Source organism: Actinoplanes sp. NPDC051859 (genome assembly GCF_044452725.1).
GTDB lineage: Bacteria > Actinomycetota > Actinomycetes > Mycobacteriales > Micromonosporaceae > Actinoplanes.
This window is the reverse complement of record NZ_JBITBX010000010.1, coordinates 75,709-96,786: the sequence shown is the minus strand read 5'-3', so window position 1 is coordinate 96,786 and position 21,078 is coordinate 75,709. Positions and strand designations below refer to the sequence as shown.

General features: G+C 70.8%; 14 protein-coding genes and 2 pseudogenes. 7 read left to right on the top strand and 9 right to left on the bottom strand.

What is annotated here, in order from left to right; all coding sequences use genetic code 11:
• Positions 1-36: 36 nt before the first annotated feature.
• Both gsmA and ACIA1L_RS24455 read left to right on the top strand, forming a co-directional pair.
• Complete coding sequence (gsmA, locus tag ACIA1L_RS24460; RefSeq protein ID WP_396075217.1) at positions 37-1,173, top strand: sporangiospore maturation cell wall hydrolase GsmA; 1,137 nt, start codon at positions 37-39, stop codon at positions 1,171-1,173.
• Between the two features lie 70 nt (positions 1,174-1,243).
• Entirely contained in the window at positions 1,244-3,535 is a 2,292-nt protein-coding gene (locus ACIA1L_RS24455) for an ATP-binding protein (protein ID WP_396075216.1), read from the top strand.
• Here ACIA1L_RS24455 and ACIA1L_RS24450 read toward each other — a convergent pair.
• Positions 3,456-3,833: a response regulator gene (locus ACIA1L_RS24450; protein ID WP_396075215.1), complete on the bottom strand. Its 378-nt coding sequence runs from the start codon at positions 3,831-3,833 to the stop codon at positions 3,456-3,458. The two genes, ACIA1L_RS24455 and ACIA1L_RS24450, sit on opposite strands and share 80 nt — an antisense overlap.
• Positions 3,834-3,974: 141 nt before the next feature.
• Here ACIA1L_RS24450 and hrpA point away from each other — a divergent pair, with 141 nt between their 5' ends.
• The 3 genes from hrpA (at position 3,975) to ACIA1L_RS24435 (ending at position 9,188) form a co-directional block, all read left to right on the top strand.
• Positions 3,975-7,892 carry an ATP-dependent RNA helicase HrpA gene (hrpA, locus tag ACIA1L_RS24445; protein WP_396075214.1) on the top strand — a complete coding sequence of 1,306 codons (3,918 nt, stop codon included), beginning with the start codon at positions 3,975-3,977 and terminating at the stop codon, positions 7,890-7,892.
• Between the two features lie 93 nt (positions 7,893-7,985).
• Positions 7,986-8,366 (top strand): DUF6401 family natural product biosynthesis protein, encoded by a 381-nt coding sequence (locus ACIA1L_RS24440; protein WP_396075213.1) that lies wholly within the window; start codon positions 7,986-7,988, stop codon positions 8,364-8,366.
• A 66-nt stretch (positions 8,367-8,432) separates the two neighbouring features.
• The gene (locus ACIA1L_RS24435) at positions 8,433-9,188 is read left to right on the top strand and encodes a LamG-like jellyroll fold domain-containing protein (protein WP_396075212.1); all 756 of its coding nucleotides are present in this window, start codon (positions 8,433-8,435) and stop codon (positions 9,186-9,188) included.
• 172 nt (positions 9,189-9,360) lie between these two features.
• On the opposite strand, the gene ACIA1L_RS24430 is transcribed toward ACIA1L_RS24435, so the two are convergent.
• The 7 genes and pseudogenes from ACIA1L_RS24430 to ACIA1L_RS24400 all read right to left on the bottom strand — a co-directional run bounded on the left by ACIA1L_RS24430 (position 9,361) and on the right by ACIA1L_RS24400 (position 16,126).
• Complete coding sequence (locus tag ACIA1L_RS24430; protein WP_396075211.1) at positions 9,361-9,591, bottom strand: hypothetical protein; 231 nt, start codon at positions 9,589-9,591, stop codon at positions 9,361-9,363.
• Positions 9,592-9,787: 196 nt separating this feature from the next.
• Positions 9,788-10,471, bottom strand: a pseudogene (locus tag ACIA1L_RS24425) (B12-binding domain-containing protein); the annotation flags it as partial.
• Between the two features lie 105 nt (positions 10,472-10,576).
• Positions 10,577-10,831: pseudogene (locus tag ACIA1L_RS24420) on the bottom strand (B12-binding domain-containing protein); the annotation flags it as partial.
• On the bottom strand, positions 10,828-12,552 hold the full coding sequence (locus ACIA1L_RS24415) for a PP2C family protein-serine/threonine phosphatase (RefSeq protein WP_396075210.1): 1,725 nt from the start codon (positions 12,550-12,552) through the stop codon (positions 10,828-10,830). The gene ACIA1L_RS24415 and the pseudogene ACIA1L_RS24420, both read right to left, overlap by 4 nt.
• 81 nt (positions 12,553-12,633) lie before the next feature.
• Complete coding sequence (locus ACIA1L_RS24410; protein ID WP_396075209.1) at positions 12,634-13,404, bottom strand: exodeoxyribonuclease III; 771 nt, start codon at positions 13,402-13,404, stop codon at positions 12,634-12,636.
• Between the two features lie 137 nt (positions 13,405-13,541).
• Positions 13,542-13,691 carry a hypothetical protein gene (locus tag ACIA1L_RS24405; RefSeq protein WP_396075208.1) on the bottom strand — a complete coding sequence of 50 codons (150 nt, stop codon included), beginning with the start codon at positions 13,689-13,691 and terminating at the stop codon, positions 13,542-13,544.
• Between the two features lie 137 nt (positions 13,692-13,828).
• On the bottom strand, positions 13,829-16,126 hold the full coding sequence (locus tag ACIA1L_RS24400) for a putative bifunctional diguanylate cyclase/phosphodiesterase (protein WP_396075207.1): 2,298 nt from the start codon (positions 16,124-16,126) through the stop codon (positions 13,829-13,831).
• 519 nt (positions 16,127-16,645) lie between these two features.
• Between ACIA1L_RS24400 and ACIA1L_RS24395 the strand changes: the two genes are divergently transcribed.
• Positions 16,646-17,929, top strand: coding sequence for a citrate synthase (locus tag ACIA1L_RS24395; RefSeq protein ID WP_396075206.1), 1,284 nt, complete (start codon positions 16,646-16,648; stop codon positions 17,927-17,929).
• Positions 17,930-18,054: 125 nt separating this feature from the next.
• Here ACIA1L_RS24395 and ACIA1L_RS24390 read toward each other — a convergent pair whose 3' ends face one another.
• Positions 18,055-19,299: a glycosyltransferase gene (locus ACIA1L_RS24390; protein WP_396075205.1), complete on the bottom strand. Its 1,245-nt coding sequence runs from the start codon at positions 19,297-19,299 to the stop codon at positions 18,055-18,057.
• A 93-nt stretch (positions 19,300-19,392) separates the two neighbouring features.
• Here ACIA1L_RS24390 and ACIA1L_RS24385 point away from each other — a divergent pair, with 93 nt between their 5' ends.
• Positions 19,393-20,988 (top strand): gluconokinase, encoded by a 1,596-nt coding sequence (locus ACIA1L_RS24385; RefSeq protein ID WP_396075204.1) that lies wholly within the window; start codon positions 19,393-19,395, stop codon positions 20,986-20,988.
• Positions 20,989-21,078: the final 90 nt, after the last annotated feature.

Here is a 21,078-nt window from a genome sequence, read left to right as displayed (position 1 = left end):
AGCACGGATGCCGAGGCCGCGACCGAGGGGACCTCTATGTTGCGCACCGCCCGCCGCTTGCTCACGGGGCCGCTGCTCGTCGCCGCACTCGGCGCCGGCGTGGTCGTGGCACCGGAGGCCGCTGCCGCCGCCGGGGTGTCCGCGACCATCAAGGTCAGCGGGTCGCTGCAGGTCCGGTCGGCGCCGTCGCTGGCGAGCAAGGCGGTCGGCACCCTGCGCAACGGCGCCAAGGTCACCGTCAGCTGCGCGGTCGCCGGGCAGACCGTCCGCGGCTCGGTACGCAAGACCAACCTGTGGGACCGGCTGAGCAACGGTCGGTACGTGTCGCACGCGTACGTGAAGACGACCCGCACCCTGCCGCGCTGCGCCACCGGCTCGGCCGTGGTGCCGCCGAAGGCGAAGCCGGCCACCTCGACCGCCAAGAAGTACGTGGTCGGTACGGTGCGCAGCCTCGAAGGCCGGGTCAACCTGCGCTCGGGCCCGTCGACCTCGTCGTCGGTGCTCGGCACGATCGCCGACGGCGCCAAGGTCGACCTGGTGTGTGCGGTGACCGGCCAGAATGTTGACGGTTCGGTGCGGACGACGACCCAGTGGGACGTGACGTCGACCGGGCGCTACATCTCGCACGCGTACATGTACTCGGGTCCGCTGAAGGCCTGCACCGGCTCGTCGGTGCCGCAGCCGACCGTGACGCTGACCCCGGAGCAGTTCATCAAGGCGTCGATCCCGGGCGCGCAGCGCGGTTGGCGCGAGTACGGCGTGCCCGCCTCGGTGACGATGGCCCAGGCGATTCTCGAGTCCGGCTGGGGCCGCAGCAGCCTCTCCACGGTCGACCGCAACTACTTCGGCATCAAGTGCCAGAACGGCAAGTTCGGCAAGCTGGCCAACGGCTGCCACGTCTACCGCACGCAGGAGTGCACGAAGGCCGGCAACTGCTTCTCGACCTCGGACGCCTTCCGGACGTACGCGTCGCAGTCGCACTCGTTCCGCGACCACGGCTCGTTCCTGCGGGTGAACCCGCGTTACGCGCCCGCCTTCGAGTACACCAAGAACGCCAACAAGTTCATCTGGAAGGTGTGGAAGGCCGGGTACGCCACCGACCCGAACTACTACACCAAGGTCACCGGCATCATGGCCTCCTGGAACCTGTACCAGTACGACACCTGGAAGTAAGGCGAATCTTGCTCACCCCCGTCGGCGGAACCCCTCCGGCGGGGGTGATTCGCGTTTTATGCTGCGTCCGGTGGGCACGGGGATGCAGCACAGTCGGATGATCGGCCCCTTTCTCGCTGCTCTCGTCCTGCTGCCCGGCGTCGCCGTTACCGTGCTCGCGGTAGAGGCCCTGCGCGCCCGACAGCACGAGGACGCCGCACATGTCATGGATCAGCGCACAGCGGTCGCCCGCGCGGCGGTCACCGGGGAGACCGGTCGGTACCGCGATATCGTCAAGGCGGTCGCCGCCGGGTTGGGCACGAACGACGACCTGACCCCGGCCTCGTTCGACGCCGCCACCGCCCCACTCGACAACGCCGGGCTGGTGGGTGCCACCTCGGTGGCGTTCGTGGTCGCTACCCGGCCCGACGAGGTCGCCGAGACCCAGCGCCGTTGGCGTGCGCGGGGCGTCGTCGGTCTCACCCTGCATCCCCGGGGCACGCCGGAACAGCACTTCTTCTCGGTGCTGCGGCGCGGGGTGAACGCCAACTCACCCGGCCAGTTCGGCCTCGACGCCTCGGCCGCGCCGGAGGCGGCCGCCGTGTTCGCCGAGTCCCGACGCACCGGGCAGCCGAGTGTGTCGGACGCGTACGTGCTGCTGCGCGACCGGGACCTGCCGCTCGCTCAGCAACAGCTGTCGTTTCTGTTCGTCGCGCCGGTCTTCGGCCTCGGGCCGCGGCCGGTCTTTCGAGGCTGGCTGGCGCTCGGCCTGCACGGCCGGGACTTCCTCGGCGGTGTGCTCAGCACAGCGAGCCAGGGCCTGCTGGACGGCGAGCTGTACGCCACGGATGCCCAGGGCCGCCGGGTCCAGGTCGCCGCCTTCGACGCCCGCGGCCGTCGTGACCTGGTCCGGCAGGCCTCCTTCCCGGTCGCCGACCGGCAGTGGGCTCTGACGACCGCTGCCGACTCGCGGTATCTGCCGGGTGCGCGCAGCACCTCGGCCACGATGGTCCTGGGCGGGGGGCTCCTGGTCTCGCTCATGCTCGCGCTGCTGGTGTGGGTGCTGGCGACCGGCAGGTCCCGGGCTCAGGCGCAGGTGCTGGTGGCGACTGCCGACCTGCGCGGTGCCGAGGCGGAAAGCCGGCGCCAGGCCGGGCTGCTCAACGCGATCATGAACAGCATCGGCGACGGCGTGGGCGTGGTCGACGAGAAGGGGGCGTTCCTGCTGCACAATCCGGCAGCGAAAGCGCTGCTGGGCGTGCCGGAGGACATTGACGGGCCGCAGGATTGGCAGGCGCACTACGGGCTGTACCGCTCGGATGGCCGGACGCCGTTCCCGGTGAGCGAGATGCCGCTGGTCCGGGCGCTGCACGGCGAGTCGTCGGACGGCGTCGAGATGCTGATCCGCAACGACGCCCGACCGGACGGCATTCTGGTCAGCGTCGACGGCCGACCGCTCGATCCCAGCGCCGGGCTGCTCGGCGCGGTAGCCGTCTTCCACGACATCACCGAGCTGCGGCGCTACGAGACCGATCTGGCCGTCTTCGCCGGGGTGGTGGCGCACGACCTCAAGGCGCCTCTGGCCGTGATCCGCGGGCACTGCGAGACGGCGGTCGACGAGCTCAGCGACGGCCTGCAACAACCCGAGGTGGTCGCGGCCCGGGCCTCCCTGGATCGGATCGCGCGGGCCGTGGACCGGATGGCCGCCATGATCGACACGTTGTTGGCGTACACGACGGCCCGGGATGCGCCACTGGCCCAACGCCCGGTGCCGCTCGGTCCGCTGGTGGCGGATGTGGTCGAGCACCGTACCGAGCAGCCGCGGCCCGTCGATGTGCCGGCGCCGGAGATCTACGTGGGCGAGCTGCCGGTGGTCGAAGCGGACCCGGCGATGTTGCGGCACGTCTTCGACAACTTGATCGGCAACTCGCTCAAGTACGTGCCGCCGGGCCGCCCCGCCCACATCGACGTCTCCACGGGCGCTGCGGAGCCGGGCTGGACCCGGATCGAGATCGCCGACCGCGGCATCGGCATCCCCGCCGACGACCAGCCGAACATCTTCGAGGCGTTCCACCGGGCGCGCAGCGCCGCCGGGTACGCCGGCACCGGGCTCGGCCTGGCTATCTGCCGCCGGATCGTGGAACGGCACGGCGGGGTCATCGCGGTCGCCGACAACCCCGGCGGCGGCACCCGGTTCTCGTTCACCCTGCCACTGGCACCGGTGCTGCTGGACGAGCGCGCTGCCCTGGCGCGGGCACTCGCCGAGCGGGCCGCCGTGCAGGAGGCGGCCCTGCCCGACTCCGCTATCGCGGGGGAAGCGCCGGCGCGTTCGGCATCAGCTCCGCCACGCAGGCCAGGAGCTGGGCCGGCAGAAATGGTTTGAGCAGGGTCGCGCTCGCGCCGACCTCCTCGGCGCGGGTGTCGCCCGGCAGCAGCGAACCGCTGGCCAGCACCACCGGGATGTGCTGCAACCCGGCGTCGGCCCGGATGGCCCGGCACAGGTCGAGCCCGTTCATCCGGGGCATGTCCACGTCGGTGACGACCACGTCCGGCTTGTGCCGCCGAACCGCTTCGAGCGCTTCCTCGCCGTCCGAGGTCGCCACGACCTCGTGCCCGGCCCGCTCCAACGCCCTGCGCAACACGAACAGAATGTCCTCGTGGTCTTCTGCGACGACGATCACGACGTCACCCGCCTTTCCCCGCTCCACCGGTCTCGACAGGGGTAAAGATCGTCATTGGTGGCTGGACACGGGCGGCGGCCGAATCGTTGCCGGATTAATCACGGGGCGCTCCCGGCGCCGATTGCCTATTGTTGACGCGCCATGTCTGTGACACCCCTGAGCGAGGATCTCGCCGAGCTCCGCCGCCGCCTCTCCGACCTGCTGCCCCGCGACGAACGCCGGCTCCGGCGCCGGCTCGACGGCCTCCGCAAAGTACGCGACGCTGCCGCGCGCACCGCCGCTCTGGCGGAGATCGCCGCTGAGGTGGTTCGCGCCGAGCAGCGCCGCGACACCCGGCTTGCCGCCGTGCCGCAGGTGTCGTACCCGCCCGAGCTGCCAGTCAGCCAGCGCAAGGACGACATCCTCGCGGCGATCCGCGACCACCAGGTCGTGGTCCTGGCGGGCGAGACCGGCTCGGGCAAGACCACCCAGCTCCCCAAGATCTGCGTCGAGCTGGGCCGCGGCGTACGGGGACAGATCGGGCACACCCAACCCCGTCGGATCGCCGCCCGCACCGTGGCCGAACGCATCGCGGAGGAGCTGGACACTCCGCTGGGCGGCACGGTCGGTTACAAGGTGCGCTTCACCGACCAGGTGTCCGACGACACCATGATCAAGGTGATGACGGACGGCATCCTGCTGGCCGAGATCCAGCACGACCGGCTGTTACGCCGCTACGACACCCTGATCATCGACGAGGCGCACGAGCGCAGCCTCAACATCGACTTCATCCTCGGCTACCTCAAGCAATTGCTGCCACAGCGGCCCGACCTGAAACTCATCATCACCTCGGCAACGATCGAGACCGGCCGGTTCGCGGAACATTTCGCGGGTCCGGGTGGGCCGGCGCCGGTGATCGAGGTGTCCGGCCGGACCTATCCGGTGGAGGTACGCTACCGGCCGCTCGTGGTGGAGACCGAAGAGGACCGTGAGGAGCCGCTCGACCAGGTCGACGGGATCGCCGCCGCGGTCGACGAACTGGGCCGCGAGAGCGACGGCGACATCCTGGTCTTCCTCAGCGGCGAACGGGAGATCCGTGACACCGCCGACGCCCTGAACCGCCGCGACCTGCGCAACACCGAAGTCGTTCCGCTCTACGGCCGGCTGTCCGCCGCCGAGCAGCATCGCGTCTTCGAGCGTCATACCGGCCGCCGCGTCGTCCTGGCCACCAACGTCGCCGAAACCTCCCTGACCGTGCCGGGCATCCGCTACGTCGTCGACCCGGGCACCGCGCGTATCTCCCGCTACAGCCATCGGCTCAAGGTGCAGCGGCTGCCGATCGAAGCGGTGTCGCAGGCCAGTGCCAACCAGCGCAAGGGCCGCTGCGGCCGGACCAGCGACGGTATCTGCATTCGGCTCTACTCCGAAGAGGACTTCACCGGCCGGCCGGAGTTCACCGAGCCGGAGATCCTGCGCACCAACCTGGCCTCGGTCATCCTGCAGATGACCAACCTCGGCCTCGGCGACCTGGCCGCCTTCCCCTTCATCGACCCGCCGGATCGGCGCAATGTCACCGACGGCATCAAACTGCTCGAGGAACTGGGCGCGCTCGACGGCCGTAAACTCACCCCGCTGGGCCGCAAGCTGGCCCAGCTGCCGGTTGACCCCCGACTTGCCCGGATGGTCGTCGAGGCCGGGGAACAGGAGTGCGTCGCCGAAATCATGGTGGTCGCCGCGGCGCTGTCCATCCAGGACCCGCGCGAGCGGCCCGCCGACAAACAGCAGCAGGCCGACGAGAAGCACGCCCGGTTCACCGACAAGGAATCGGACTTCTTCACCTACCTCAACCTCTGGCGTTACCTGCGCGAACGCCAGCGCGAACTGTCCGGCAACCAATTCCGCCGGCTGTGCCGCACCGAGTTCCTCAACTATCTGCGCGTCCGGGAGTGGCAGGACCTCTATTCCCAGCTCAAGCAGGTCGCCCGCGGACTGGACCTGGTGATCACCGAGGATGACGAGCGGGTCCCCGACGGGCGCCGCTTCCACAGCGCGATGCTCGCCGGTCTGCTCAGCCACATCGGCCTCAAAGACACCGACAAGCGCGAATATCTCGGTGCCCGGGGTGCCAAGTTCGCGATCTTCCCGGGCTCGGTGCTGTTCAAGAAGCAACCCCGCTGGGTCATGTCGGCCGAGCTGGTCGAGACGTCGCGGCTCTGGGGCCGGGTCAACGCCCGCATCGAGCCGGAGTGGGCCGAGGCGCTCGCCCCGCACCTGGTCAAACGCAGCTACAGCGAGCCGCACTGGGAAAAGAAACAAGGCGCCGTCATGGCGTACGAGAAGGTGACCCTCTACGGGCTGCCGATCGTGCCCCGGCGCAAAGTCGGCTACAGCAAGGTGGACCCGGCGCTGTGCCGGGAGCTGTTCATCCGGCACGCACTGGTCGAAGGCGACTGGGACACCCACCACGCCTTCTTCGCCGAGAACACCGCTCTGCTGGAGCGGATCGAGGAGATCGAGAACCGGGCCCGCCGCCGCGACATCAAAGTGGACGACGAGACCGTCTTCGCCCTCTACGACGCCCGGATCCCGGCCGACGTGGTGTCCGCCCGGCACTTCGACGCCTGGTGGAAGAAGGCCCGCCGAGACAACCCCCAACTCCTGACCTTCACCCGGGAACTGCTGGTCAACAGCGGCCGCGACGCGGTGGACCCGGCCGCCTACCCGGACGCGTGGCTCGCCGGGGATGTTCGGCTCCCGCTGTCGTACCAGTTCGAGCCCGGCACCGCCGCCGACGGGGTGACTGTCCGCGTACCGCTGCCGCTGCTCAACAAGCTCGACGGCGACGACTTCGGCTGGAATGTGCCCGGCCTGCGCCGCGAGATCGTGGTGGCGCTGATCCGGGCCCTGCCGAAACACCTGCGCACCAGCTTCGTCCCGGTGCCGGACTGGGCCGACGCCGTCGTGTCCCGGATTCCGGCTCGACGAGGCGCGCTCCCGGACGCCGTCGGCGACGAACTGCGCCGGCTCACCGGCACGGTCGTGCCCCGCGACGCCTGGCGGCCTGACCAGGTCCCCGACCACCTGCGCATGAACTTCCAGGTGGTCGGCGAGGACGGCACCGTGATGGGGGAGAACCGCGACCTCGACGTGCTGCGCGCCGCCCTGGCGCCGAAGGTCCAGGCCACCATTTCCGCCGCCGCCGGCAACATCGAGCGGCGCGGCATCACGACCGGCGATTTCGGTACGGTGCCGCGCACGGTCCAGCAGGTCAGAGGCGGCTACCAGGTCACCGTCTACCCGGCCCTGGCCGACGAGACCGACAGTGTGGCAATCCGCGTCTTCGAAACCGAGGCGGAGCAGCGGGAGGCGATGCGGGCCGGCACCCGCAGGCTGCTCCTGCTCACCCTGCCGCCCGCCGCCCGCTACCTGCAGGGCCGCCTGGACAACCGCGCCAAGCTGGAGTTGTCCCGGGGCAACCCGTACCGCTCGATCGCCGACCTGCTCGACGACTGCGCCGGCGCGGCGGTCGACCGGCTCGTGCAGGACGCCGGCGGTCCGGCCTGGTCCGGGCCTGCGTTCACCAAGCTGCGCGACGAGGTCCGGGCCGAGCTCGTCGACGCCACCGCCGCGGTCGTCACCCACGTCCGCGCGGTGCTTGCCACCTCGTACGACATCGGCCAGCGGCTCGCCACCACCCGTGACCCGGCGCTGCTGCCCGCCCTCGCCGACATCCGGACTCAGCTCAAGGCCATGGTCTACCCGGGCTTCGTGACCGACACCGGCTGGCGGCAGTTGCACCACCTGCCCCGCTACCTCAAGGGCGTGGCGTACCGGCTGGACCGTCTCGGCGGCAACCTGGCCCGTGACCGGCAGTTGATGGCTCAGCTGCACGAGGTCGAGGGGGAGTACCGCGAGCTGCGCAAGGAACTGCCCGTGGGCGGCCCCGCTGACGAGGGGCTTCGGGAGATCCGCTGGATGATCGAAGAGCTGCGGATCAACCTGTTCGCGCAGTCGCTCGGGACCGCCTACCCGGTCTCGGACAAGCGGATCTACCGGGCGATGGACCAGCTCCCGGCCTGAATCCGGGTCCCGCCGGGTGCGCTGTGGGTGCGGTCGGGTGCCGTTCGGTTACCTGCCTGTTATCCGCGCCCCCGAGGCCCTAGCGTCCTTCCCATGACGAACGAATTCCTCGCCTTCGCCCCGGTTTCCACCGCTCCCGCCGCCGACCCGGCCCGCGCGCTCCTGGACGAGATGATGGCGCGGGTGGGCGTCGACGGCCTGGTCGCCGCGCACGGTGACGCAGGTCTGCTCGCCCAGGTCGACCAGCACGCGGCCGCCGTTCGCGACGCTCTGGGACATGCCGGCCGCGCAGTCGACGCGGAGGGCCTGGCCGCGTACGCCAAGTCGATCGCCGCCGCCGCCGACCGGATGGGCCGGCCGGTGCCGGAGCCCGGGCACGCGTATGTGTCGGGCACGGCCTGGCTGCGCGCGGAGTGGCACCTGATGCGTCTGGTGGCCGTCTGCATGATTGCCGAGTCGGCCGGTCTGCTCTAGGTCCTGCCCGAAACGCCTAGTCGATGCATTTTGTGAGACTTAGGCGCTGAAAGTACCTTTCGTGGCATGCGCCTCGCCACGACGTTCGCTACCGCCGCTCTGACCGCCTCTAGCCTCGCTGTTCCCGCACTTGCCGCGCCAGCTCTCGCGGCACCCACCGCGACCGCACCCGTCACCGTTGCGCGCTACACCTTCGACACCGGCACCGTCGCCGGCGGCAAGGTTTCCGACCGGTCGGGCCGAGGCTCCGCCCTCACCATCCGCACCGCGGACCGCGGCCGCGTCAACTTCAACGGCACGACCGCCGATAAGTACGCGGCCTTCCCCGCACCGTGCGCCAAGAGTGCCACCACCTGCCCCCGCGCACTGCTGGAGGGCACCGACGACCCCGACCTCGACCCGGGCACCCGCCTGTTCCGGTGGGGTGCCACGCTGCGCCTGACCAAGGCCCAGGTGGCCGGCTCCTCGAACGTCATGCAGAAGGGCGTCGTCGACACCGAAAGCCAGTGGAAGCTGCAGATCGGCGCCAACCAGGCCAAGGCCCACTGCGTGGTGGTCGGCCAGGGCTCGACCAAGCCCACCGTCTACCTCGTGCGCTCCAGTGTCGGCGTCGCCGACAACAAGTGGCACGACGTCATGTGCCAGCGCTCCGGCAACCGTCTCACCGTCTATGTCGACGGCAAGGACCGCGGCCACATCACCATCCCGACCGCGCTGAGCATCGGCAACAACCTGCCCCTGCGCATCGGCGGTCCCAACTTCAACACCCGCAGCGACATGTACCAGGGCCTGCTCGACGACGTCTACGCCCGCCTCGGCTGAGCGCACGCCGCAGTGGGTCTTGGCTGGGCGCCGCGCCCCTAGACCCGGACCACCGCCGCCACCACCGGCCCGGAACGGCGGTGGTCCGGCCATGAAGGAGGCCGGGACCCCGGCAAGGGTCCCGGCCTTCTGCCTTTGCTTATCCAGCCGTGCTGCGCCGACAACTAGCCGATCAGCTGCGCCGGAATGCGTACGACCGGCCGGTGCCGGCTGTCGCTGCCCGGCCGGAGCGGGCCCACCCCGAACGTTCCCGGGCGGCCTGGCGGTCGTCCTGCGCGCCATGGTGGGCCAGGGCCGGCGCTTGCCGGTCACTTGGCGACGCCGTCGCAGTGGACAGCGCGGCGGCGAGGTTCTGGTGGGCGAGATCGTCCGGATCGATGTGGACGGAGAATGCGGCAGGCATAGTGGTGCCTCCTCACAAGAGCAAAGCGAATGCCGTGGTACGGCAAGCAGATCAGCAAAGCCCCGGGCGCCGGATGCGGCGGACCCACGGCGGACGGCGCCGCCGGCACAGCCCGAAGGGCGAGAATGCGGCAGAAGGCTGCGTCTCAGGAGGTCATGCGGCCACCGTAGCCCGATGGCGTGGACCGGTCCAACGGTTATCGGGGGACTCGGGACTGACCTTCGCCGAGCATCGCCGTCGCCGCCGGGTAATCACGGAGCTGCTCGCCGACCAGCCGCAGGCCCACACCGAGCGCGGCCGGTGGCACGTCGCGGGCCCGGAGCACCGCGATGGTCCAGTCCACGAAGTCGGTGAAGACCTGCGCGTCGCCGACATACAGGGCGGCGGCGAGGAAGTCGACGACGTGTCCCAGATCTTCGACCGTGGCGTCGGTTTGGCGCTGGTCGTACGCCGCTGTCGGCGGATAGGTGGCGGTCAGCCGTTCGAGGGCGGTGCGGACGAGATCGCCTCGGCGGCGCACGAGGTAGGTGTACTCGTCGTCGCCCAGGAACGCCGTGTCGTACGGGTCGCCCATGACCGGCGGCCAGTCCTCGGCGAGTCGGGCGGCAGCTTCGTTCGCGCCGGCTGCCCAGGCGTCAGCGCCCAGCCGCTGCGCCCAGCGACCGTCCGGGCCGAAGCCGCGGCCGCCCGCCATCACCGGCACCCCGGCGGAGCGGCAGGCCGTGATCGCGGCGTGCGCTCGGGGGAGTCGAGTGGCGATCATGCAGCTGAGGGCGACCGCGTCCGGGCCGGTCTGGTGCAGGTGGGTGACCAGATGGGGGCCGGGCACGCTGGCGCCGAGGAAATCGACCCGCCAGCCGTCGAGGCGCAACATCTCGCCGAGGATGCGGACCGGCAACGCATGCCACTCACCATCGACACAGGCAACGGTGACCCGTCCACGGGTGGGACGGATCTGGCAGCGCGCCGCCACCGCGGCGAGGGCACGTTCGCTGATCGCCGTCGCGGCGTGTTCCCGGGCGATCGTCCACGCGTTCGCCGCCCACAGCTCACCGACCCGGCCCTGGGCGGGCGCGATGAGGTCCAGCATGATGCGGTCGGCCGGGGCGCCGTCGTCGAGCAGCGCGGTGACGACCTCCACGGCGCCGTACTCGTCACCGTCGCCGAGGAGGCGCAGATAATGCTCGTGCAGGCCGGGGTCGTCGAGCGACCGGGACGTCGCCTGGGAAAAGACGGTCATGAGCGGGCTCGGTTCCTTCGGTCACCTCGCCGGGCGTCGATGGCGAACGGCGAGCCGGTCGGGGCGCCGGCACCCATGAGACTGAGCGGCGTTCGGGTGGGGGCACGGACGGCGAGCATGGCGATGTCGTCCCGGGTGCCGCCGTGCACCCAGTCGGAGACGAGCTGACGGATCCGTTCCACTGTGGCGTCGCCGGGCATGCCTTGGCAGCTCGCCAGCGCGTCGCGCAGCCGGGTCTCGCCGTACTGTTCCTGGCCGGTCACGCCGCCGCGAGCCTCAGTGAGCCCGTCGCTGTAGAGCAGGCACATTTCGCCCGGGGCCAGTTCGATCGCGCTCGGCCGGATGGTGATCTGCGGGACGACACCGATGAGGGTGCCGCTGACCGGGGCGGCCTCGACGCTCCCGTCGGCGCGGAGCACGAGCGGGGGCGGGTGGCCGCCGGTGGCGAGCTCCAAGCGGACCCGACCGTGCTCGGCCCGGCTGATCGCGCCGACGACCAGCGTGACGAACCGGTGCTGGCGGCTGCTGCCCAGCAACGCCTGGTTGAGCACCGTCAGCAGGACGGCGGGGTCATCCTCGACCAGGCAGAGGGCGCGCAGCGTCTGCCGGATCTTTCCGGTCAGCACCGCAGCCTCGGGACCCTTGCCGCAGACGTCGCCGAGCACGACCACGGTGTCGCCGCTGGCCTCGGCCGGCTCGAACACGTCGTAGAAGTCGCCGCCGATCCGCAGCGAGTCACGCGCGGCCTGATAGGAGCCGATCAGCTCGACGCCGTCCGGCCGGGGCAGCTCGGGCGGCAGTAGGTCGGCCTGCAGGATGGCCGTGGTGTCGACCTGCTCGCGATAGAGCGCAGCGGCGGAGATCGCGGCGCCAGCGCGGGCGGCGAAGATCCGGGCCAGCATCTCGTCCTCGGGAGTGAACCCGGCGCTGCGTCGGGCCAGGATGAGCGCACCGGCCGGCTCGGCATTGCCCGGCAGCGGGGTCACCAGCAACGCGCCGACCTCGCCGAAGCCGGCCGGCAGGAGCCACGACGGAATCTGAGCGGCGTCCAGCCAGCGACTGGGGATCGGCGGAAATCCGGCGAGTGCCTCTTCCAGCCCGGGAACCTCGTTGAGCACCTGCTCCCGCAGCGTGCCCTCTTCGACGGAGCCGTTGGCGACCAGGCGCATCCACTCGCTCTGCCGGCGCCGCGCGGGCAGCACGATCATGGCGGCGTCGGCCAGCTGCGACACGGCAAGTTCGACGGTGGTCCGCAGGCAACGACGCTGATGCAGGGAAGCGGACAGCCGCCGCCCAGCCTCGGCGAGAAACGCGCTCCGGTCCCGCTCGGCGCGATACTCCGCGGCGCGGCGCAGCTCCGCCGTGCAATCGCGCAGGTACCAGGCGTAGTGGTCCTCGTCCAACGGCCGCCGGCGGCCGTGGACCTGCCTGCCCCCGTACTCATCGGTGAAGGTTTCGGCGTTCGCCGCGACGGCGCTGGCGAGACCGCGCAGCGTGCCGTCCGTTGCGCTGCCGCCCAGCTGCAGGGCCGGCAGCAACTCCGACGCGGCGGCATTGACCAGCAGAATCGTGTGCTCCGCGGCGGTGCACAGCACGATAGCTTCGGCGGAAGCGTCCAGCGCGGCCAGCAGCAGCGCGGGAGCGGGAACAGCAACCGGCGGACCGGTCGCAGGGTCGTCCCTGCGGCGCTCGTCCGATTGCAGCGGAAGATGAGCGGTCACCACGGTCCTCCTCTCTGTTTTCCCGGCAGCGATCTCCACCACCCTACGCGCCAGGGCGGCCCACGGCGCGGCTCAGAAGGGTTAACCGAGGTCAGCGTCGACGACGACGGGTGCATGGTCGGAAGGTCCTTTGCCCTTGCGTGCCTCCCGGTCCACCACCGCATCCCGGACCGCCTCCGCAACCTCCGCGGACGCGTATACGAGATCGATCCGCATGCCCTTGTTCTGGTGGAACATCCCGGCCCGGTAATCCCAGTACGTGTACGGACGGTCACCCTTCATCGGCCGTGGCACGACATCCACCAGCCCCAACTCCCGCAAGTTGGACAGCGCGTCTCGTTCCGGCGGCGTCACATGCGTCGACCCGATGAACAGCGCCGGGTCCCACACATCCGCGTCGGTAGGCGCCACGTTGAAATCACCCGTCAACACTGCGGGACCGCTCTGCTTCGCCAGCGCCGTCCGCAACGCCGCCAGCCAGTCCAGCTTGTAGCGGTAGTGCGGATCATCCGGCGTCCGCCCGTTGGGCACATAGATCGACGTGAAGCGCACCCCGCCGCAGGTGGCCGAGATCGCCCGCGCCTCCGGATCGGGAAAGCCCGGTTCCCCGTCAAAACCCCGCCTGACCTCGGCCAGCCCGATCCGCGACAGCACGGCGACCCCGTTCCACCGCCCCTGGGAATGCGCGGCCGTCTCGTAACCCAGCTCGGCCACCTCCGCAGCCGGGAAAGCGTCCGCGGCCACCTTCGTCTCTTGCAGGCACAGCACGTCCGGTTGGGAGGTCGCCAGCCACTCGAGCAGGCGCGGCAAGCGAGCCTTCACCGAATTCACATTCCACGTGGCGAACCGCATAAATCACAACCTACCCGGCACCGTACGCGCGCAGCGCATCCCGGGACCGTCCAGCTCTGGTCCAGGCCCCGCGGTTGCTCAGGTCAGGTTCACCAATACCGGGTCGGTGACGTGCGCGTCGTGAAGCACGGCGCGTGTCAGCGCTCGTGGTTGCGGCGCTGGGCGCGGATCGGGGCAGGCTGCGGACGGGTGGCCGCGAGCACCGCGCCGCAGAGGCCGGTGGCGAGGATCATGAGTACGGTCACGAGCCACACCACTGAGCCGTCGGATCCGAGCAAAGTTGCCATGTGTCGCCTCCTCGTCCTCAGCTGATCGGCACGGCCGGGGCGCACGCAAGGACCCTGGCCGAAGGAATAATGCCGGATCTGTGGCAGGTACGCCAGAGGTGTACGAGACGTTTGTCACCTGGTGGGGAGGGTGATCGTCAGGAGTTGCCGGCGGCGATCGGGGCCGGGCCCGGGGCGTGCCGGTGGGCGGCCCAGTGCAGGACGAAGTCGGCGGGGTGGACACCTGGGCCCCACAGCCAGCCCTGGGCCTGGGTGACGCCGACCGCGGCGAGGGCATCGCGTTGGGCGCGGGTTTCCACACCTTCGGCGACGATGCTGAGGCCCAGGGCGCGGCTCATGGCGACGACCGCACGGACGATCTCTTCGTCTTCGCCGCTTTCACCGAGGCCGGAGACGAAGGATCGGTCGATCTTCACGCCGGTGACCGGGAAGCGGCGCAGGTAGCCCAGCGCCGAGAAGCCGGTGCCGAAGTCGTCGACCAGCAGGCGTACACCCAGTTCGCGCAGTTCGAAGAGCACGCGGGCGGCGAGCCCGCCACCGTCGGCCATCACCGACTCGGTCATCTCCAGGGCGACGGCAGAGGCCGGTACGCCGTGGTGCTGCAGTTCCCGGGCGACCACCATCGGCAGCTGCGGGTCTTCGAGCTGGCGCGGGGACACGTTGATGGAGAGGTAGAAGTCGCCGGTCACGGTGCCGTCAGCGCGCCACAGGGCAAGTTGGCGCAGGGCTTCGTTGCGGACCCAGGTGCCCAACGTGTCGATCAGGCCGGCTTCCTCGGCCACCGGGATGAAGGTCATCGGCGGGATGGGGCCGCGGTCGGGGTGGGTCCAGCGGACGAGGGCCTCGGCGCCGGTCGGGCGGCCCGAGTCCAGGTGCACGATGGGCTGGTAGACCACGGTGAGGCCGTCGTCGGCGAGGGCGGCGCGCAGCGCTCCTTCGAGCTCGATGCGCTCGCGGACCCGGTCGTGCATCGACACGTCGAAAATGGTGGCGTGGCCGGGGCCTTCGGCCTTCGAGCGGTACATGGCCGTGTCGGCGTCGCGGAGCAGGGCCTCGGTGGTCAGCGCGGGGTCGCCGCCACCGGGGGCGTGGGCGAGGCCGAGTGATGCGCTGATCACGACCTCGGTGTCGTGCAGGGGCAGTGGCGTCGCGAAGCAGCTTTGCACCCGGTCGACCAGGCGTAGCGCCCCGGTTTCCTCGCCGACGTACGCCACCACGAACTCGTCCCCGCCGACCCGGGCGAGAACTGTTCCGGTGGGCAGTGCCGCGCGCAGCCGGTCGGCCACCTCGATGACCAGCTGGTCGCCGGTGTCGTGACCCCACGAGTCGTTGACCCATTTGAAGCCGTCGAGGTCGAGGAAGCAGACCCAGACCCGGGTGGTCGCGTCGGCGGCCAGCGCGGCGACCAGCCGTTCGACCTCCGTGGTCGCCATCCGCCGGTTCGGCAGCCCGGTCAGCGGGTCGTGCATGGCCTGATGCTCGGAGTGTCGTTGGGCCGCCGCCTGGGCTTGCACGGCTGACACCGCGCGGAGCAGGAGCAGCGCCACGATCGACACGCCGCAGCAGGCGATGAGGATGCGGTTGCCGGCGGAGTGCCCACCCACCAGCACCAGCAGGACGAACGGGGTGGCGATGGCGGGCACCAACAGCGACATGCGGCGCCACGACCAGGCCTGCACCTGGTGCCGGTCGGCGCGCCCCAGCTCCGCCACGGAGGGGTGCAGAGCACTCAACCCGATCAGCGTGTACGAGAGCAGAAACGGCACATCGAGCAGCGGCGACGCGTACGTGCGCCCGGAGACGCCGATGATCGCGTACATGAGGTCGCCGGCGACCATCAGGCCGATGCCAGCGACCAGCGCGGTCAACACCGGCGGCCAGGTGCGGGCCGTGAAGGTCAGGTTGAAGCACAGCGCCAGCAACACGATGTCGAAGAGTGGGTAGAGCCCGGCGAGGAACGACACCAGGGCCGGGCGGTCGGCGATCTCGGCGGCCGGCGCGGCGAGCAGCAGGGCGCTGGCGAGCCCACCGGCCAGGCAGACGATGAGCCCGTCGAGGACGGCGTGCCGGGTGACGCCGCCGCGGGCTTTCAGCAGCAGCGTGAAAAACAGGCCGAGCAGGGCGTAGCCGGGCACGGTCGCGGCGTCTGCCAGCAGCGGCTGTTCGGTCACCAGCGGGCGAACGATGACACCGACGAGGAAGCACAGGGCGGACGCGCCCATCAGCGGCCAGGCCGCGCGGGGCCGGGCGGTGGACCGCAGCGGCACGGTGCCGCAGGCCACCACAGTGCCGAGGCCGATCAGGAGGAAAGCGGCGGTGTCCACGACCGAGGTGAGGTCGAGAACGTAGAGCACGGTCGCGGTTACGCCGGCCCCGCCGAACACCTGCCACGGCAGGTGGGCAGCACGGGACGAAGCAGCGGTTTGCACGCGCATCGCCCCCCGGCCCGCTCAACTCGTCAGCCGCCCCCGTGACTGATCGGGTGCCGGCCGGGCCGTCCCCGGCGGATTGCCGGACGTGGACAGCACCGGGCACGCGCAGCGCCGCGGGAGCGCACCCGCCATGGCGTCAGCCTCCACCGCCGGTGCCATGCGGGTCTTGCGATCATCATGCGGGCTAGGCGGGACGCGCGTACGCGAGTTGGCGCAGGATCTTCGACCAGAAGCCGGTTGGCGCAGCTTCTTCCACAATTCGCCCGGCTTCTTGTCGCGCCGAGCGGCAATCCGGGGGATCATCGGGGTAACGACTGCTCGGCCAGGCGAACACACCACCGCCAGGAGGAGTTCGCCACGACGCGATCCGCCGACGATTATCGATGGTCCCCGCCGGTTCACGGATCGGCGCGGCCGTGATCAATACCTCAGCGGTCGACCGTCTGATGACCCGCTCAGCCCAAGGGTTTACGGTGAACGGCAGGTTATTGGCGACATCTGCCGGTGAAGTGAGGGAAATACATGACGGATGTCAAGCTCGACCACCCTGGTGGCCAACTGTCTCTGCCGGTGCGTCCGGCGGTCGAAGGTCCCGGTGGCGTCGAGATCAGCGCCCTCCTCAAGGAGACCGGTTACGTCACCCTGGACCAGGGCTTCGTCAACACGGCATCGTGCGCCTCGGCGATCACCTACATCGACGGTGACGCCGGCATTCTGCGCTATCGGGGCTTCCCGATCGAGCAGCTCGCGGAGAAGTCCTCCTTCCTGGAGGTCTCCTACCTGCTGATCCACGATGCCCTGCCGACGCCCGCCCAGCTCGCCGAGTTCGCGGACAAGATCCGCGTGCACACGCTGCTGCAGGAGGAGATGCGCGCCTTCTTCTCCGGCTTCCCGCGCGACGCGCACCCGATGGCGGTGCTGTCCTCGGCGGTCACCGCGCTGTCCACGTTCTACCAGGACGCGCTGGACCCGACCGACCCTGAGCAGATCGAGATCTCCGCGATCCGGCTCATGGCGAAGCTGCCCACCATCGCGGCGTACGCGTACAAGAAGTCCATCGGCCACCCGCTGCCGTACCCGGACAACTCGCTCGACTACGTCGAGAACTTCCTGCGCATGACCTTCGGCCTGCCGACCGTGGAGTACCCGGTGGACCCGAAGATCGCGAAGATCCTCGACATGCTGTTCATCCTGCACGCCGACCACGAGCAGAACTGCTCCACGTCGACCGTGCGCCTGGTCGGCTCCGCGCAGGCCAACCTCTTCGCCTCGGTGTCGTCGGGCATCAACGCCCTGTCCGGCCCGCTGCACGGCGGTGCCAACTCGGCGGTCCTGGAGATGCTCGAGCAGATCCGCGCCGACGGTGGCGATGTCCAGTCCTTCGTCCGCCGGGTCAAGGCGAAGGAAAAGGGTGTCAAGCTGATGGGCTTCGGCCACCGGGTCTACAAGAACTACGACCCGCGCGCCGCCATCGTGAAGAAGGCTGCGAAGGAAGTTCTCTCCACGTTGGAGCGTCCCGACCCGCTGCTGGAGATCGCCTTCCAGCTCGAGGAGATCGCCCTCGCGGACGACTACTTCGTGTCGCGCAAGCTCTACCCCAACGTGGACTTCTACACCGGCCTGATCTACAAGGCTCTGGGCTTCCCCACGAAGATGTTCACCGTGCTGTTCGCGCTCGGCCGGCTCCCCGGCTGGATCGCGCAGTGGGGCGAGATGATGGCCGACCCGAGCACCAAGATCGGCCGCCCGCGCCAGCTCTACACCGGCGAAGCCGAGCGGCAGTTCGTGCCGATCAGCGAGCGCTGAGTTTCGTTCGTCCCGCGCGGCCGTCCCGGTTCTCCGGGGCGGCCGCGCGGCGTTTCGGGTAGCGGGCCGCAGTGTTTTCGGGCAGGAACGCGTGGTAAGTGGACCGCGTGGCACGATGGATAGGTTCACTGGACGCCGTCCAGCCAGGTAATGATCCGGGCGGCGCCGTCCTCCGCGGCGAGCCGCTGGGCGATCGTTTGCGCTCGCTGTGCGAAGGCGGGCTGGGTCGTGACCGCCGTCAGAGCCGCCGCCAGCCGGTCGGCGCGGAGCCGGGACAGCGGAATCGGCGCCGGGCTCACCCCGAGGTCGTGCAGCCGGCGCGCCCAGAACGGCTGGTCCGCCAGCACGGGCACGGGCACGGCCGGCACTCCCGCGCGCAGCCCGGCCGCCGTGGTGCCCGCGCCCGCGTGATGCACCACCGCTGCCAGCTGCGGGAACAACCAGTCGTGGGGCACCGGGCCGATACTCAACACGTCGGGGTCGTCGCCGGCGCCGCGCAGCCCCGACCAGCCGGCCTGCACAATGGCGCGGCGGCCGGTCTGCCGGATGGCCGCCCGGACCAGGCCGGACAGGCGGTCTCCGTGCCCGGGGGCCATGCTGCCGAAGCCGACGAACACCGGTGGCGGGCCGGCGGCCAGGAACGCGGACAGCTCCGGCGGCGGCGTCCACCCCGGCGGCCGCGCAGGCCACCAGTAGCCGACGACCTCCTGCGAGGCCGGCCAGTCCGACGGGCGCGGCACCACGACCGGGCTGAACCCGTGAAACGTCGGCCACCGATGCCGCTGGTCGTGCTGCAACCGGGAGAGGCTGCGGCGGGGCAGGCCCAGGCGGGACCGCAGCTCACGGACCGGACCGCGGTAGAGCGGGCGTGCCGCTGCTTCGGCGAGTCGGCCGGACAGCAGGTTGCCGAGCGGGCCGGCGGAACGCCCGCCCAGCAGCACCGGACCGAACGCGCCGGTGGGATGGATCGGTTGCAGGAAGACTCCTGCGCAACCGATGCCCGCGGCCTCGGCGACCTGATAGCCGAGGGGAGCGACCACTGTGGAGAGCAGGACGACGTCGGGTTGCGTCTCGCGTACGGAAGCGGCTATTCCGGCACCCAGCTCCGCGACCAGCGGGCGCGCGATGCGCAGCAGCTGGACCAACGCCCGGGGTCCGGTCCCCGAACCGCGGCCGTCCTGACCGTGGGCCTGCGGGAGGATCTCCCGCAGGTCGCCGGGCAGCGGCACGAACGGCAGCGCGACCTGGTCGCGGAAATGCTCGTGCGTGGCGACGGTGACGTCGTGACCGGCGGCTTGGAGCCGGGCTCCCAATCCCGTGTACGGGGCCACGTCGCCGGTGGAGCCCGACGTGACGATCAGCACCCGCACCCGCCCATCATCGCACCGGCCGCATGACCGGACGGCCCATCGGGCATGTTCCTGCTCGACGAGCCGGCAGTGGCGCGGGATTCGGGAGGATGCATGGACGTCGTCATCGGGATCGACACCGGAACTACTGCGACGAAAGCGGTTGCCGCCGGCCTCGACGGCGAGGTCCGCGCTGCCACGAGCGTGCACTATCCGCTGTCCGTGCCCGGCCCGGGCCGAGCCGAACTTGACCCCGCCGAGTTGCGCGACGCCGCCGCCAAGGCGCTCGTCACCGTGGCGCAGGAGTGCCGGGAGCGTGGCGACCACGTGCTCGCGGTCAGCCTCAGCGCCTTCCTGCACGGCCTTGCGCCACTGGACGGCAGCGGTACCGCCGCCGGTCCGCTCATGACCTGGGCGGACAACCGTTCGTCGCCGCAGACCGAGGCGATCGTCGCGTCTGGCCGCGCCAAAGCCCTGCAGGCCCGCACCGGCACGCCCGTGCATCCGATGTCGCCGTTGGCGAAGTTGGCCTGGTGGCGTGCGCACGAGCCGAGGATGCTGCGAGACACTCCGCGTTGGGGCGGCGTCAAGGAGATCGTGCTGGGCGGCCTGGCCCGGGCGGATTTCGTCGTCGACCTGTCGGTGGCGTCCGGCACCGGGCTCTACGACATCCATGAGCGTCGGTGGGATCCCGAGGCCCTGGATCTCGCCGGCATCGACGCCACCCGGCTCGCTGAAGTCGTGCCGACCACCACCGCTCTGCGCCTGCATCCCGACGTCGCCACCGCGGCCGGGTTGGCCCCGGACACCCCGCTCATCATCGGCGCCGCCGACGGGCCGCTCGCCAACCTCGGCGTGGGCGCCACCCCGCCCGGCGTCGCCGCGGTCTCGCTGGGGACGAGCGGAGCGTTGCGGACGGTCGTGGGCAAGCCCACCGCCGACGCTGCCGGGCGGCTCTTCTGTTACGCCCTCACCGAAGACCGCTGGGTGCTCGGCGGCGCCGTCAACAACGCCGGTTCGGTGGTGCGCTGGGCCGGCCAGACGATGGCGGAAGGCTTCGACCGTCCCGCCGCCGAAGGCGAGGACGCCGACGTCCGCGACGCCGCGCTGCTGGTCGAAGCCGCGGCGGTGGCGGCGGGCAGCGACGGCCTGCTCTGCCTGCCGTACCTGCTGGGGGAACGGGCACCGTGGTGGCGTGGCGGGATGCGCGGGGCCTATCTGGGGCTGCGCCGCGAACACGGCCGCGCGCATCTGGTCCGCGCTGCCGTCGAGGGGGTGTGCCAGCAGCTGGCCCTGGTCCGGGACACCTTCGGGGCCGAAGGGATCGAGCTGAGTGAAGTCCGCGCCACCGGGGGAGCGGTGGCCTCCGAGCTGTGGGTCGAGATCCTCGCCGCGACGCTGGACCTGCCCGTCGCCATCGCCGACACGCCGGAGGGTACCGCGATGGGCGCCTGCCTGCTCGGGCTGCACGCCATCGGCCGCCTGCCCGACCTGGACCGCGCCGCGGACCTGGTCGACGTCACCGCGCGCACCCACCCCGACCCGGCCGACGCGGCGCTGTACGGGCGGCTCCGGCCGCTCGTGGAACGGTCTGCACTGGCAGTCACCGACGTCCTGACCGAACTGGACCGGCTGGCGCCCTCGCCGCTGCCCGGCACCGAGAAGGCGGTCGGCGCCCGCGACGAGCACGTCCCCGACAGACCGCACTGATGCACCGGCGCCGCATTCGGCCGCCGGCCCGTGGAACAGGCCAGCCGCCGTGGGCGCAAGGTGGCGGGGTGCTCGCCGCGGGCCGCCCGC